General features: G+C 66.7%; 14 protein-coding genes. 9 read left to right on the top strand and 5 right to left on the bottom strand.

Annotated features, from left to right (window positions below; genetic code table 11):
* Positions 1–137: 137 nt before the first annotated feature.
* The gene (locus ACSC1S_RS18005; RefSeq protein ID WP_435365486.1) at positions 138–2,117 is read right to left on the bottom strand and encodes a DUF460 domain-containing protein; all 1,980 of its coding nucleotides are present in this window, start codon (positions 2,115–2,117) and stop codon (positions 138–140) included.
* Positions 2,118–2,254: 137 nt separating this feature from the next.
* Here ACSC1S_RS18005 and ACSC1S_RS18000 point away from each other — a divergent pair, with 137 nt between their 5' ends.
* Positions 2,255–2,689, top strand: a complete 435-nt coding sequence (locus tag ACSC1S_RS18000) for a rhodanese-like domain-containing protein (protein WP_435365485.1) — start codon at positions 2,255–2,257, stop codon at positions 2,687–2,689.
* Positions 2,690–2,761: 72 nt separating this feature from the next.
* Here the strand turns inward: ACSC1S_RS18000 and rnz are convergent, their stop codons facing one another.
* On the bottom strand, positions 2,762–3,691 hold the full coding sequence (rnz, locus tag ACSC1S_RS17995; protein ID WP_435320163.1) for a ribonuclease Z: 930 nt from the start codon (positions 3,689–3,691) through the stop codon (positions 2,762–2,764).
* Between the two features lie 184 nt (positions 3,692–3,875).
* On the opposite strand from rnz, the gene ACSC1S_RS17990 reads away from it, so the two are divergent.
* The 3 genes from ACSC1S_RS17990 to ACSC1S_RS17980 all read left to right on the top strand — a co-directional run bounded on the left by ACSC1S_RS17990 (position 3,876) and on the right by ACSC1S_RS17980 (position 6,845).
* The gene (locus ACSC1S_RS17990) at positions 3,876–5,105 is read left to right on the top strand and encodes a DUF4382 domain-containing protein (protein ID WP_435365484.1); all 1,230 of its coding nucleotides are present in this window, start codon (positions 3,876–3,878) and stop codon (positions 5,103–5,105) included.
* A gap of 67 nt (positions 5,106–5,172) precedes the next feature.
* The gene (locus ACSC1S_RS17985; protein ID WP_435365483.1) at positions 5,173–6,180 is read left to right on the top strand and encodes an AAA family ATPase; all 1,008 of its coding nucleotides are present in this window, start codon (positions 5,173–5,175) and stop codon (positions 6,178–6,180) included.
* Positions 6,181–6,398: 218 nt separating this feature from the next.
* Positions 6,399–6,845, top strand: a complete 447-nt coding sequence (locus ACSC1S_RS17980; RefSeq protein WP_435365482.1) for an acyl-CoA thioesterase — start codon at positions 6,399–6,401, stop codon at positions 6,843–6,845.
* Between the two features lie 4 nt (positions 6,846–6,849).
* On the opposite strand, the gene ACSC1S_RS17975 is transcribed toward ACSC1S_RS17980, so the two are convergent.
* Positions 6,850–7,890: a methyltransferase domain-containing protein gene (locus ACSC1S_RS17975; RefSeq protein WP_435365481.1), complete on the bottom strand. Its 1,041-nt coding sequence runs from the start codon at positions 7,888–7,890 to the stop codon at positions 6,850–6,852.
* Between the two features lie 269 nt (positions 7,891–8,159).
* On the opposite strand from ACSC1S_RS17975, the gene ACSC1S_RS17970 reads away from it, so the two are divergent.
* The 3 genes from ACSC1S_RS17970 to ACSC1S_RS17960 all read left to right on the top strand — a co-directional run bounded on the left by ACSC1S_RS17970 (position 8,160) and on the right by ACSC1S_RS17960 (position 9,511).
* A complete protein-coding gene (locus tag ACSC1S_RS17970; RefSeq protein WP_261649445.1) occupies positions 8,160–8,720 on the top strand; it encodes a TATA-box-binding protein in 561 nt (186 codons plus the stop codon).
* A 34-nt stretch (positions 8,721–8,754) separates the two neighbouring features.
* Positions 8,755–9,126: a DUF7473 family protein gene (locus ACSC1S_RS17965; protein WP_261649444.1), complete on the top strand. Its 372-nt coding sequence runs from the start codon at positions 8,755–8,757 to the stop codon at positions 9,124–9,126.
* Positions 9,127–9,187: 61 nt separating this feature from the next.
* Positions 9,188–9,511: a hypothetical protein gene (locus ACSC1S_RS17960; RefSeq protein ID WP_435365480.1), complete on the top strand. Its 324-nt coding sequence runs from the start codon at positions 9,188–9,190 to the stop codon at positions 9,509–9,511.
* Between the two features lie 14 nt (positions 9,512–9,525).
* Here ACSC1S_RS17960 and hisG read toward each other — a convergent pair whose 3' ends face one another.
* The gene (gene hisG / locus ACSC1S_RS17955; RefSeq protein ID WP_435365479.1) at positions 9,526–10,374 is read right to left on the bottom strand and encodes an ATP phosphoribosyltransferase; all 849 of its coding nucleotides are present in this window, start codon (positions 10,372–10,374) and stop codon (positions 9,526–9,528) included.
* A gap of 59 nt (positions 10,375–10,433) precedes the next feature.
* On the bottom strand, positions 10,434–11,126 hold the full coding sequence (locus ACSC1S_RS17950; protein ID WP_435365478.1) for a stage II sporulation protein M: 693 nt from the start codon (positions 11,124–11,126) through the stop codon (positions 10,434–10,436).
* 73 nt (positions 11,127–11,199) lie between these two features.
* Here ACSC1S_RS17950 and ACSC1S_RS17945 point away from each other — a divergent pair, with 73 nt between their 5' ends.
* On the top strand, positions 11,200–12,483 hold the full coding sequence (locus tag ACSC1S_RS17945) for an amidohydrolase (protein WP_435365477.1): 1,284 nt from the start codon (positions 11,200–11,202) through the stop codon (positions 12,481–12,483).
* A gap of 215 nt (positions 12,484–12,698) precedes the next feature.
* The gene (locus tag ACSC1S_RS17940; RefSeq protein ID WP_435365476.1) at positions 12,699–13,307 is read left to right on the top strand and encodes a hypothetical protein; all 609 of its coding nucleotides are present in this window, start codon (positions 12,699–12,701) and stop codon (positions 13,305–13,307) included.
* The last annotated feature ends 26 nt before the right edge of the window (positions 13,308–13,333 follow it).

Genomic DNA, 13,333 nt, shown 5'->3' with positions numbered 1-13,333 from the left:
CAACCGCGTTCCAACATCTTTTGTCTCCAGTCTGATCCGACGCCGGCACGTGTTGAACGCACCCTCTCTATTCAGCAGGCCACTCCCGTCATCATCAGCGTATTTCGACAGAGCCAGCGGAATATAAGCAGAGTAGCTCAGAACCGCCCGGTGCCGCGCTCGGCCCGGTGTTCGCTGATAATCTGGTCGACCATCTCGTTCTTCTGGGACTTCTTGCGCTCCTCGGCGCGGTCTTTCCAGTCCGCGATGACGGCCTTCACGTCGTCCTCGCGGGCGACCGCGAGTTCGTCGACCTCCTGCATCGCCACGTCGTCGGCCGGGCCGACCGGGATGCGGTGCTCGAACAGGATCTGGTCGGCCGCCTCCGACAGACCGCCGTCCTTGATGACGACGCGAGGCTCGTGGGCGACCAGCTTCTCGGCTGTCGACGGGCCGGCCCCGGAGGCGTCGCGCAGGTACACCACGTCGCCCTTCGCCAGCCCGTAGCTCTCGTGGGCGGCGTCGATGGCGTCCTTGGTGAACTTGTCGACGGGTTTGACCGGGACGAGGCCCTTCTTCTTCTCCGAAACGTCCGCGAAGTTCGAGTGGTCGAGCTTCCACAGCTCCTTGAGCCGCTTCAGCTTGCCCTCGAGGGCCTCGATCTCCTCGTCCTTCTCGTCCAGTTCGCGTTCGAGCGCCCGGTTCCGGCGCTCCAGTCGCGTGACGGTCCGGCGTTCGCGGGCCTCCCGACGCTCCTCGCGCCGGGCCTCGGAGAGCTCTTGCTCGAGGTCCTCGATACGCTCGTCCTTCTCCTCGATGGTCGATTCGAGCGAATCGACGTGCTCGTCGAGGCGTTCGACCTGCCGTTCGAGGTTACGGATGCGCTTTTCCTCCGGGGTGAGTTCGCGCGGGTCGTGCTCGTGTTCCTCCTCGCCCTCGTCCTCGGACTCCGTGAGGTCGTCGATGACGGCCTCGACGTTGCCCTCGCCGGCGAGCACCTTGGCCGTGACCGTCCCGAAGTCGAGCTGGGGCGGCGTCTTCCGGGCGATGCGGTCGAACTGGTCCTCGTGGTCGTCGTAGGCGAACAGGGCCGCCGCGAGCGCGTCGCGCTCGTGGTCGTTGTCGTACCCCGTCTCGCGGGTCCGGTGTTGCTTCTCGTCGACGGGTAAGTCACTCGTCGGCTCCCAGCCGACGGCGTCGAAGCTCGTGCGGACACGTTGAACCGTGTTCGGCATCGGCGTCACGTCGGCGGCCACGATGACGGGCCGGCCGCGTTCGACCACCCACTCGATGACGGCAGCCATGTCGGCGGTCCGGGTCGAGAGCACGTCCAGCACCTGCCCGTCGAGGCCGACGATGGCGACCGCGGTCGTCGTGCCGGGGTCGACCCCGACGATGACGTGGTCGCGGCGCTTCGCGAGGGGTTCGAACTCGATGCCGTCGCGGCGCTCGCGTTCTATCTCGATGCGGGTATCGCCCGACCGGTTCCGCGAGAGCGGGATGTCGGCAGGGTGGGCGTCCACCGAGAACACCGCGCTAGAGTAGCCGCCGTACTTCTCGGTCACGTCCATCTCGTAGTCGAGGGCGGCCTCGGTGAGGGTCGACTCGACCTCGCGGGCACGCTTCTTGACGTTCCCGTGGATGCGCCGCGTGTAGCGGTCCTGGCTCCAGCCGCCCTTGCCTGTCGAGCGACCACGCGAGACCTTCACCTGTGTCGTGTCGGTGAAGGCGCTGACCTCGTAGCCGACGTTGCCGGCCGCGAGGCGGGCCGCGGCCTCGGCCTCCTGCATCGGGTCCTTCCCGTAGGGGACCCCGTAGCGCGAGGCGACGCGGGAGAGGGGTTCTGGCTGTTCGTCACCCGTCACCTGGACGAGGCGTGTCTCGTCCGGGAGGCTCCCGAGGAAGCGGACCAGGTCGTCCTTGTCCTCGGCGAGTTCGTACATGTTGTCGGTGGCCACGATGGCCGGCGTCTCGGCGTCGATGCGGCGGCGGAGCTTGCGGTAGGTGACCACGTCGCGTTCGACGGATTCCCCGTCGAAGACGACGAGCGCGTAAGAAGGTGCGTCACCCCGGACGTCCCCGCTCTGGATGTCGACGCCGAAGATGACGGCGTCGAGGGCCGTGGTACGGGCGCTCACACGCCGGGGTAGGCAATCAGTGGCCATAAATCCCGTGGCGCACCCCTGCCCGCCCGACACCGCCACCTCCGATTCTCACCCGCCCAGAAACGGGGAGTGAGCTATCTGTCTGGGAAACGTTCACACTAGACACAGGTATGTCCAGCGAACAGGGGGGACGCCGCCAGCAGGTGTCACTGAAGAAGGGGTATCGAAAGCTGGTCAGGGAAGCGAAAGCGGCCGTCAGGGCGTACCAGCCCGCAGACGCACTGGCACGGTTCGGCGACAGCGACGTGCTGTTCGTCGACGTACGCGACGGGATCGAACTCCGGAGAACTGGCAAGATACCCGACGCGATACACGCCTCGCGTGGGATGCTCGAGTTCTATCTCGACCCGAAGAGCCCGTACGCTATCGACGAAATCGACCCGGGGAAGGAGCTCATCTTCTACTCTGCGGGCGGGAGCCGAGCCGCACTCGCGGCCCAGCGCGCCGCCGAGATGGGTTTCCCGTACGTCATCCGGGTCGAAGACGGGTTCGACGGCTGGCGACGGGCCGGTGGGCCGGTCGAACCCGTAACCGTCGCAACCTGAAGAGGGCGCAACCGAGGCCGACCGCCGGGCCGACCATCCGTTTTCGCGATGCGGACGACTACCCGACTGCCGTCACTCGCTCTCCGGGTACGGAATCTCGACGGTGTCGCCGTCCTCCGGGACGAACACCTCACCGTCGAACACCGCTTCCGCCTCTTCCTCGTGTGCCGTTACGTCGTTCGCGTAGCGAGAGGAGATGTGGGTGAGCGCGAGGCGCTTGACCCCGGCCCGACGGGCGAGTTCGGCGGCCTGTTTCGCCGTGGAGTGGCCCGTCTTGCCCGCGCGCTCGCGGCCGTCCTCCGCGAACGTGGCGTCGTGGACCAGCAGGTCCGCGTTCTCGGCTATCTCGGCCGTCGCACCCACCGGTTCCGTGTCGCCGGTGTAGACGAAGCGTCGGCCGGGACGGGGGTCCCCGACGACCTCTTCCGGGTGGACCACGGTACCGTCGTCGAGTTCGACCGGGGTTCCCTCGTGGAGTTTCGAGAACTTCGGCCCGACCGGCACGCCCAGTTCCTCCGCGTGCTCCCGGTCGAACCGACCCTTCCGGTCGGCCTCGACCAGCGCATACCCCACTGCATTCGTGCGGTGCTCCACGTCGAAGACGCGAATCTCGTACTCGTCACGGTCGAGGGCGACATCGCCAGGGCTCACCTCGTGGACCCGGACCGGGAACGACGGCCGGTTGCCGGTCGCCTGGACGAGTCCCTCGACGAGACGGCGCTCACCGGCCGGGCAGTGGATGGCGAGCGCCTCGTCGCGCTCGTTGAAGTCCATCGTCTGGAGCAGGCCGGGAATCCCGAGGACGTGGTCCCCGTGCGTGTGCGTGACGAAGATGTGGTCGATACCGAAGCCGGTGCCGAAGCGCATCATCTGGCGCTGGGTCCCCTCCGCACAGTCGAACAGGAACCCCTCACCCTCGCGCTGGCAGTAGATGGCCGACGGGTTGCGCTGGGTCGTCGGTACGGCCCCACTGGTCCCGAGGAACGTCACGCGAAGCGACATACGAACCCGTCCGCCCGGAAGCGTGAAACCGGTGTCGAATCGTGAAACAGGCCCCGTGACAGGATTCACATAAGAACTAGAACCGTTCAATATCGTTCAATACTGCTGATATCCGCCGAATAAACCGAACGGTCTGGAACGGAGTCACCGGTTTATCAGGTCGGAAGACGGAGAGGGCAGTGTAATGACGCGATCAAACGTCCTGGCGGCACTCGCGATGGCCGCCCTGCTCGTGACCGCCGGCTGCATGGGTGCCACAGTCGACGGCACACAGACAGCTTCCCCGAACAGTGACGGTACAGCAACCGATGGTTCCGCTGGCGACGCCACGATGTCCTTCTACGTGAGCGACCGCCCGGGTGCGATCGATGACTTCGAACACCTCAACGTGACCATCACGAAGGTCGGCATGCACCGGACCGGTGACGTCTCTGGCGACGACACGGAGTCGGACGCGAACGAGACCGAGACCGAGACGAACACGTCGACGACTACCACCACGACGGACACGTCGACCACCACGGATACGTCGACCACGACGACCGTCGAGGAGCCGAACGAGACGACGCACACGATGACGGACACCATGACGAACCAGTCCGTCGACGCGAAGCAAGAGGACACGGAGACCGACAACGAGACGGAAACCGAGACGGAAACCGAGGCTGACAACGAGACCGAAACCGAGTCTGACGACGCAGCAGCCGACGACGCCGAGTCCGAAGACGGCTGGACGACCCACCAGGTCGACAGCAAGACCGTCGACCTGACCGAGCTGCGCGGCGCGAACGCCTCGAAACTCGCCGACTTCCAGGTCCAGTCTGGGAACTACGACAAGGTGTTCGTCTACGTCAGCAACGTCGAAGGCACGCTGAAGAACGGCGACACGGTGAACGTCAAGCTCCCCAGCGGGAAGCTCCAGATCAAGAAGGACTTCAGCGTCCAGGCAGGCGAGAACACCCAGTTCGTCTTCGACATCATGATCCACAAGGCCGGCAACTCGGGCAAGTACGTCCTCCGCCCGGTCATCAGCGAGTCCGGTACCGCTGACCAGGTCGAGATCGACGACGTCGACGACGAAAGCGCCGCGGGTGACGACAGCGACGACGAAAGCGCCGAGCTGACCGCCGAACTGCAGGGGCAGGTCAAGGCTGGCGAGACGGTCACCCTGACGGTCACGAACGCGAGCGGCCCCGTCGAGGGCGCGAACGTGACGGTCAACGGTGAAGCAGCCGGTCAGACCGACGCAGACGGCACGCTCAGCATCGACGTGCCGGACGCCGAAGACCTCGAGATAGAGGTCGAGAACGGTGACGCCGAGACCGAGCTCGAACGCAAGATAACGGGTAACAACGGCAACGGTGGCGGCAACGGCAACAACGCCATCGTCGCCGCAGTCACAGCCCTCTTCTAACGGCGACCCGCCCTCCGCGGTCGGGAATCCGACCGATTCTTACCCGACCCGCTCATAGCGGTGCGTGATGGACGCGCCGCTGTGGACCGACGTACACGCCCCGGACCTCGCGGACCTCCCGCAAGACGAGGCTCGTGAGTACCTCGAGAAGGCCGTCTCGGAACCGATGAACCTCATCCTTCACGGCCCACCCGGGAGTGGCAAGACCGCGGCGGTGCGCGCACTCGCCCGTGAGTCCCACGACGACCCCGAGAACGACCTCGTGGAGATCAACGTCGCGGACTTCTTCGGGCGGACGAAGACCGAGATCAAGAACGACCCGCGCTTCGAGTCGTTCCTCGTCGGCAAGTCCGACCTCTCCAAGCGCGACATGATCAACCACGTCCTCAAGGAGTCCGCGAGCTACGCGCCGGTCTCGGGCACGTACAAGACCGTCGTGCTGGACAACGCCGAGGACATCCGCGTCGACTTCCAGCAGGCGCTGCGCCGGGTGATGGAGCGCTACCACCGGACGACGCAGTTCGTCATCTGTACGCGCCAGCCGACGAAGCTCATCCCGCCGATCCGGTCGCGCTGTTTCCCGGTGTCGCTCCGGGCCGTGACGAACGCCGAGACGGTCGACGTCCTCCAGACCATCGTGGAAGCCGAGGGGGTCGACTACGAGGACGACGGCCTGCAGTACGTCGCTGGCTACGCCGACGGCGACCTTCGTGAGGCCATCCTGGCGACGCAGACGGTCTACACGAACGAGGGCGAGGTGACGATGCAGACCGCCTACGAGACCATCGGTGAGGTCGGCGACGAGGACGTCATCCAGTCGATGCTGGACGACGCCGAAGCTGGCGAGTTCACGGACGCCCGGAGCACGCTTGACGACCTGCTCGTCGACGAAGGCTACAGCGGCCAGGAGGTGCTGGACTCGGTCCTGCGGGTGGCTCGCAAGCGCTACGACGGCGACCGGCTGGCGCGACTCCACGAGCTCGCCGGCGAGATCGACGTGGACATGAGCGGGGGCACCTCGGACCGAGTGCATCTCTCGCACCTGCTGGCGGAGCTCGGGCGCGGGACGGCCTGAGTCGGAGAATCGTGTGAGTCGGAGAATCGTGTTTTCGGGCACCAGAGCAGTGGCTCGGTAGCGTGGCGAACAGGTGGCCGCTCTCGAATCCGTCGCGGGCTGGCCACACACCTGCCTCGACCGCGCGACGGCGACGCTCAGGTCACGTCGGTCTTCGGCTCGTGCTGGTATTTGAACCCTTGCGAGGACTCTTGCCGTCGTCACGCGAACAGGGAGGTATGCCGACGCTCTCCGAGACGTACATCATGAATCGCCAGCGCGTCCAGCCGAACCACGCGAACAACTACGAGGCCGTCCACGGCGGGAACCTGATGAAGTGGATGGACGAGGTGGGTGCGATGTCGGCCATGCGCTTTGCGGGCAAGACCTGCGTCACCGCCGCAGTCGACGAGTTCTCCTTCGAACGACCGATTCCCGTCGGTGAGACGGCGCTCATCGAGTCCTACGTCTTCGAGGCGGGGCGGAGCAGCGTGCGGGTGTTCCTCCGGGCCTTCCGGGAGAACCCCCGGTCGGGCGAGCGCGAGCAGACGACTAGCGCCTGCTTCACGTTCGTGGCGCTGGGCGAGGACGGAAAACCGACTGGTGTGCCGGAGCTGACGGTCGAGGGGCAGGAGGACGAGCAGCGGCGGGAGCGGGCGCTGGCGAGCTGGACGCCGCCGGAGTAACAGGCTAGGACAGCACGACCACGTACCGGGTCAGCGACCGGTGCACGCGGCGCTCGAACGTGTCTTCGACCGTCCAGCCCGCGTCGCGGGCCTGGGTGACCCACGAGCGGTCCGCGACGACGACACACCGGTCGGCCACCCGGCGGGCCTCGGTGAGTGCGCCGGCGACGAGGTCGTCCAGCGCGTGGGTCTCTATCTTCGACTGCCGGCCGTACGGGGCGTCGAAGATGACCGCGTCGACCGCGTCGTCACGCAGGGGAAGGCGGGTCGCGTCGCCTCGGCAGACGTCCCAGTCGCCGGGGTCGTCCACGGCGTGTTCTGGCGAATCGAGGAAGTGTGAGAGGTTCTCCGTCGCGCCCTTGACCATCTTCTCCTGGGCGTCGGTCCCGACCACGTCCGCGCCGACGAGGCCTGCCTCGACGAGGACGCCGCCGGTACCACACATCGGGTCGAGCAGGCGCTGGCCCGGGGCCGCCCCGGCAATGTTGACGACGGCACGCGCCAGAAGGGGGTCCATGCTGCCGGGCTGGAAGAACGGCTTGTCGGTGGGCATGCGGTCGCCGAAGTCCCGGGTCGATTCGACCGCGAGCCAGCCCAGTGCGCAGACCCCGGCCTCCCCGGCACCGGTCTCGACCACCTCGGTCTCGTCCTCGTCCAGCGGCGCGAAGATCGCTCGCAGTTCGTGGTCCGGGTCGTCGAGGTCCACCTCGAAGCCGCGGTCGACGAGGACCTGCCCCAGCGCGCGCTCGGCGTCGCTCGTCGAGATACCGGTCTCGCCCCGCACGTCCCTGGCACGCACCGCGACCGTCCCCTCGCGGTCGATACCGGCCGCGGTGAGCAGGGCGACCGCACTGTCGATGTCGGCGTCGGTCCGGCCGACGAGGTCACTCGCCCGGTGCGTGTACGCGAGGCCACGCACCCGTTCGGGCGCGACGCTTCCGGCCGTCGCGAGCCCGACAGCGATGCGCTCGATGCCCGTCGCCGCGTTCGCGGCCTCGCGGGCGGCGAAGGCGTCGTCCTCGCCGCCGAGTTCCAGCAGATACACGCTCCTCCCTACTCGGCTGTGACTGAATACGATTGTGATGCGACCCGGGTCGCTCGCGGAGCGCGCGCGAGAGCCGGCCGCCCCGGAAACCCGACTTCATGTGCGCGCGACCTGTCAGACCCCCCGCTGAAAGCCTTCAAGTCACGCTTATACCGGCAATATTCAGTGCTTTTTCGCCTGAAAAGCGCTCTCACGTCCCTCGATTCTGGACTCTGTACGCACATGGCACCAACCTTTATAAACCTTAAATACGACTTTTAAGTCGAGATATGACCGACCCCAAGGAGACCATCAATATCGAAAACGTGGTCGCGTCGACCGGCATCGGCCAGGAGCTCGACCTCCAGAGCGTCGCCATGGACCTCGAAGGTGCGGACTACGACCCCGAGCAGTTCCCCGGACTCGTCTACCGCACGCAGGACCCGAAATCCGCCGCGCTCATCTTCCGCTCCGGGAAGATCGTCTGCACAGGTGCCAAGAGCACCGACGACGTCCACGAGAGCCTCCGCATCGTCTTCGACAAGCTCCGCGACCTGAACATCCAGGTGAACGACGACCCCGAGATCGTCGTCCAGAACATCGTCACGAGCGCGGACCTCGGACGGAACCTCAACCTGAACGCCATCGCCATCGGTCTCGGCCTCGAGAACATCGAGTACGAGCCCGAGCAGTTCCCCGGCCTCGTCTACCGTCTCGACGAGCCGAAGGTCGTCGCACTCCTGTTCGGCTCCGGGAAGCTCGTCATCACCGGCGGCAAGAAGCCCGTCGACGCCGAGCACGCGGTCGACAAGATCGTCTCGCGCCTCGAAGACCTCGGTCTGCTGGAATAGTAGGGCACAAACCGACGGCCCCCTAACCACCCGTATGCTCACTCCCGCACAGCTCGACCCAGCCACCGGCTCGCCAGTGGCGTTCCTCGGCACGTTCCTCCTCGCAGCCCTCTTCTACTCGGTGACGCTGCACATCGCCGCCCGGAACGTCCTCGGCAGCGTGCCGGTCAAACTCGCGTTCGTCGTGGGGCCGCTGCTCGCCGGCGTCTCGCTGTTGCTCCAGCGCCGCGGCCCCGCGGTCGTGATTCCGGTGTTGCTGTTGCTCGACGCGTTCGCCATCCACTGGGTGTACGACCTCGACCGCCGCGAGACGGCGTTCGTCGCCGTCATCCACTACACGGTCGCGGTCATCCTCGGGTTCACGCTGTTCAACCTGGTGTCGCTGCTGTCGACCGCCCCGACGTAGCTGGGTCGGTGGGGCGGCCCGACATAGCGGGGTTTTTGCCAGAGACGCCCCCAGACCGGGTATGGAACAGTCCCAGCGCACCGGTATCGCTCGCGGCGGGCTCTCGTTCATGCTGGCGGCGGTCGTCATCTTCGCGGTCGGCGCGACGCGAACCTACCCCAGTGACGGCATCATCGCCGCGCTGGTCGTCCTCGGCGTCGCCGTCGCCATCGCGTCACAGGTTCTGGACAACCCGGTTCTGGCGGCAGTGTGGTTCGCCCCGGTGGTCGCCGCCATCGTCCTCTTCCTCCAGCAGGACACTCCGAGCGAGAACCTGGTCACCCAGTCGGTCGTCGTCGGTGCTATCGGCGTGGCGCAGGTGCTGTTCTCGCAGGTCGGCCGGTAAGGAACAGAGAGAGATTACTCGACCAGGCGCTCTATCTCGGTGACGAGCACGTCGCTCGCACCCTCCTGTTTGACCCTGTTGATGGTCTCGAAGATGTCGCGCTCGTCGACGACGGCGTGGACCGCCACCTTGTCGGTGCCCGCGATGTCCATGACCGTGGGACCGCCCATCCCCGGGATGACCTCCCGGATGCGGTCGAGTTTGTCCTCGGGCGCGTTCATCATCAGGTAGCGCTTCCCGTCGGCCGTGAGCACGGAGTTCAGGGCCATCCGAATCTGGTCGACCTTCTCCTCATCCACCACGTCCGGGCGGGCGAACAGTCGGACCGACGATTTGAGAACCTCGTCGATGATGCCCAGCCGGTTCATCCGCAGGGTCGTGCCCGTGCTCGTGATGTCGACGATGGCGTCGGCCATGTCGACGTGGGGCGTGAGTTCGGTCGCGCCCGTCACTTCAGCGATGTCGACCGGGATGTCGCGCTCTGCGAAGTAGTTCTCCGTGATTCGGGGGAACTCCGTCGCGACGGTCTTGCCTTCGAGGTCGTAGGGCGTCTCGATGGTGTCGTCCTCCTCCGGGGCGGCCAGGACGAGGCGGCACTGTCCGAAGCCGAGGTCCAGCAGGTCTTCAATCTCGACGCCGGCCTCGGAGACCTGGTCCAGCCCCGTGATTCCCAGATCGGCCGCCCCGTCGGCGACATATTCAGGAATGTCGGCGGCGCGGGCGAACAGGAGCGACACGTCCGGGTCGACGGTGTCGGCGTACAACTTCCGGTCCGCCCCGTCGACGACGTGGAGGCCCGCACGTTCCAGCAGGTCGATGGTCGGGTCGTGCAGCCGGCCCTTGTTAGGCACCGCGATTCGCATTTGCCGGGGGTTCGCGGTCAGGGGGGAACTGCCTTTCCCTCTGTTCGTGACTTGCCGGTTCACACCGGCGAGGTCCCGAACACCTGCTCCAGCACCCACGTCGTCACGTGCATCTCGATGACGGCGGCGACCCCCAGCGCGACCCACGCGACCAGCACGAGCAGCAGGGTTCGTTCCACCTCGGCGCGGGTCCAGAGGGTCTCGCGCCGGTCGAGGACGTAGCTTACGACGACGCCGATGACCCGGAACCCGACCGCGCTGGCGACGAACAGGGCCGGGAGTTCGAGCACCCCGTGGGGGGCGAGCGCGAGCAGGACGAAGCCGATGCCGGCCTGGGCCGCCGCGAGCGAGGCGACGTACCCCACGAGGAGCCCGTTGAACAGCAGGCCGACGAGGGTGAGCAGGCCACCGGTGAGCGCCCCGAAGATGAAGATGAAGAACACCCGCGTGTTGTTCAGGAAGACGAACGTCGCGGTCGGGTCCTCGGGGAGGAGGTCCGCGAACGACTCCAGCCCCATCGCGGCGAACAGGTCGATGCCGGCGCTGTAGATGCCGATGCCGACGACGATACCGACGAGAAACAGCGCGACCGAGAAGCCGACGTAGGGCCGGTGCTCGCGCCACGCGAGCCGAAGCGCAGCCGTAGTCCACGACGGTGGGTCGTCACGGGCGGGCGGCGAGTCGGCGGGAGGGTCGACCACCTCACTCTCGCTGGCGGCGGCGGTATCGGCGGGGTCGCTGGCGGCGGACATGCCCGATGCTTGGGCGGCCGACCGGAAAAACCGTCCCGATGGAGTCATGCCGCCGGGGGGAAAACCGCGAGGCATGGAACGCGTCATCAGCGGCGGGCGAGTGCTCCTGCCCGACCTGACGATTCGAGAGACGGACGTGCTGGTCGACACAGAGCGCGGCGAGATAGTCGAGCTGGGCGACGAGCTGACCGGTGACGACGAACTCGACGCCTCCGGCGGCCTCGTCATGCCCGGACTGGTGAACGCCCACACTCACGTCGCGATGACCCTGCTCCGGGGGTACGCCGACGACAAGAAACTCGACGCCTGGCTCCAGGAGGATATCTGGCCGGCCGAGGCCGCGCTGACCCCCGAGGACGTACGCGTCGGCACCGAACTCGGCATGCTGGAGATGATAAAGACCGGCACCACGGCGTTCGCGGACATGTACTTCCAGGTCCCCGAGATCGTCGACGCCATCGACGAGGCCGGCCTGCGCGCTCGCGTCGGCCACGGCGTCGTCACCATCGCGAAGGAAGCCGACACGGCCCACGACGATGCGGCCGAGAGCATCCGGGTCGCCCGCGAGTACGACGGCGCGGCCGACGGCCGAGTCCGGACCGCGTTCATGCCGCACTCGCTGACGACGGTCGCGACCGAGTTCCTCGACGAGTACGTCCCGCAGGCCCGGGAAGCCGGTGTCCCGGTCCACATCCACGCCAACGAGACCGCCGACGAGGTCTCGCCCATCGTCGAGGAGCACGGGATGCGTCCCCTCGAGTACGCCCGCGAACACGGCCTGCTCGCACCCGAGGACTTCCTCGCCCACGGCGTCCACACCGACGCGACCGAGCACGAACTGCTCGCCGAGACCGGTGCCGCGGTCGTCCACTGCCCGGCCTCGAACATGAAGCTCGCCTCCGGGATGGCCCCCGTCCAGGACATGCTCGACGCGGGCGTCACCGTCGGCCTGGGTACCGACGGCGCGGCCTCGAACAACGACCTCTCGATGTTCGACGAGATGCGCGACGCGGCCATGCTCGGCAAGCTCGCGGCCGACGACGCCAGCGCGGTCCCCGCCGAGGCTGTCGTCCGGATGGCGACCGAGGGCAGCGCCGCCGCGGCCGACCTCCCCGGCGGGCGCATCGAACCCGGCGCGGCCGCCGACCTGATCGTACTCGACCTCGACGCGGCGCACCTGACCCCCGCTCACGACCTCGTGAGCCACCTCGTCTACGCCGCCGCGGGCTCGGACGTCCGCCACACGATGTGCGACGGCGAGGTCCTCATGCGCGACCGTGAGGTGCTGACGCTGGACGAAGCCCGCGTGAAAGCCGACGCGCAGGAGCACGCGACCGCGCTGGTCGACCGCGCCTGAACCGGCCGGCAACCCTTTTCCGTCGGAAATCACCGGTTCGGTGGCGTCATGGGTGTTCGGCACGCTGGGTTCAGTAATACCCTGACAGTTTAGAAACAAACTCCCAGAGCCGTTTTTGAACGGTTTAAACGACCAGAGAACGGCGCTGGAAAGCCACTGAACCAAGTGAACGTCGGTACGGGTTTATGGTGTCTGTGGTCTCAGCCTGGGTCGTGATGCGCTCCAAGACGACACTCGCGGTGTTCGGCGTGCTGATGCTGCTCGTGGCGATGGTCGCCCCCGCAGCGGCGACCGCGTCGCCGGAGACGACGGTGCAGACGAGCACCCCGTCGCTCAGCGACCTCGTCGGTGACAACAACACGACCGACGACAACACCACGAATACGACGAACACGACCAACACGACGAATACGACCAACACGACCAACACCACGAATACCACGAACTCCACCAACTCCACCAATTCGACGGAGAGCTCCGAGGACGCGCTGAACGAGTTCTCGGCACAGCTCACCTCGTACGTCCAGGAGGTCACGGGTGATGACAACGTCTCGACGCCGGGTCGCCTCATCGCATCGTGGGTGCTTGCACACAACCCGGGTAACGCGCCGGACCACGCCGGACCGCCGACCGAGGCACCCGGCCAGACCGGCGACCAGGGACCACCGGAGGACAAGGCTAACAACGCTGGTGGCACCAACAGCTCGGGCGGTTCGTCGAACGACGCGCCCGGTCAGGAGGATGACGACGACGAGAAGGGCAACAACGGTAACGGACCGGACAAGCAACTCGTCTCGGAGTTCAGCATCATCGCGTTCGACTAAGTTTCGGACGCGCAATCAGAGGCCCC

Origin of the sequence: Haloarchaeobius pelagicus (assembly GCF_051207375.1) — an archaeon.
Taxonomy (GTDB): domain Archaea; phylum Halobacteriota; class Halobacteria; order Halobacteriales; family Natrialbaceae; genus Haloarchaeobius.
Note: the sequence above shows the minus strand (reverse complement) of the source record. Positions and strands in the feature narration are given on the sequence as shown.

Excerpts from the sequence above, each read along its gene's own strand:
- ACSC1S_RS18000 (WP_435365485.1), top strand. The coding sequence starts at position 2,255 with ATGTCCAGCGAACAGGGGGGACGCCGCCAGCAGGTGTCACTGAAGAAG.
- rnz (WP_435320163.1), bottom strand. The coding sequence starts at position 3,691 with ATGTCGCTTCGCGTGACGTTCCTCGGGACCAGTGGGGCCGTACCGACG.
- ACSC1S_RS17990 (WP_435365484.1), top strand. The coding sequence starts at position 3,876 with ATGACGCGATCAAACGTCCTGGCGGCACTCGCGATGGCCGCCCTGCTC.
- ACSC1S_RS17985 (WP_435365483.1), top strand. The coding sequence starts at position 5,173 with ATGGACGCGCCGCTGTGGACCGACGTACACGCCCCGGACCTCGCGGAC.
- ACSC1S_RS17980 (WP_435365482.1), top strand. The coding sequence starts at position 6,399 with ATGCCGACGCTCTCCGAGACGTACATCATGAATCGCCAGCGCGTCCAG.
- ACSC1S_RS17970 (WP_261649445.1), top strand. The coding sequence starts at position 8,160 with ATGACCGACCCCAAGGAGACCATCAATATCGAAAACGTGGTCGCGTCG.
- ACSC1S_RS17965 (WP_261649444.1), top strand. The coding sequence starts at position 8,755 with ATGCTCACTCCCGCACAGCTCGACCCAGCCACCGGCTCGCCAGTGGCG.
- ACSC1S_RS17960 (WP_435365480.1), top strand. The coding sequence starts at position 9,188 with ATGGAACAGTCCCAGCGCACCGGTATCGCTCGCGGCGGGCTCTCGTTC.
- hisG (WP_435365479.1), bottom strand. The coding sequence starts at position 10,374 with ATGCGAATCGCGGTGCCTAACAAGGGCCGGCTGCACGACCCGACCATC.
- ACSC1S_RS17950 (WP_435365478.1), bottom strand. The coding sequence starts at position 11,126 with ATGTCCGCCGCCAGCGACCCCGCCGATACCGCCGCCGCCAGCGAGAGT.
- ACSC1S_RS17945 (WP_435365477.1), top strand. The coding sequence starts at position 11,200 with ATGGAACGCGTCATCAGCGGCGGGCGAGTGCTCCTGCCCGACCTGACG.
- ACSC1S_RS17940 (WP_435365476.1), top strand. The coding sequence starts at position 12,699 with ATGCGCTCCAAGACGACACTCGCGGTGTTCGGCGTGCTGATGCTGCTC.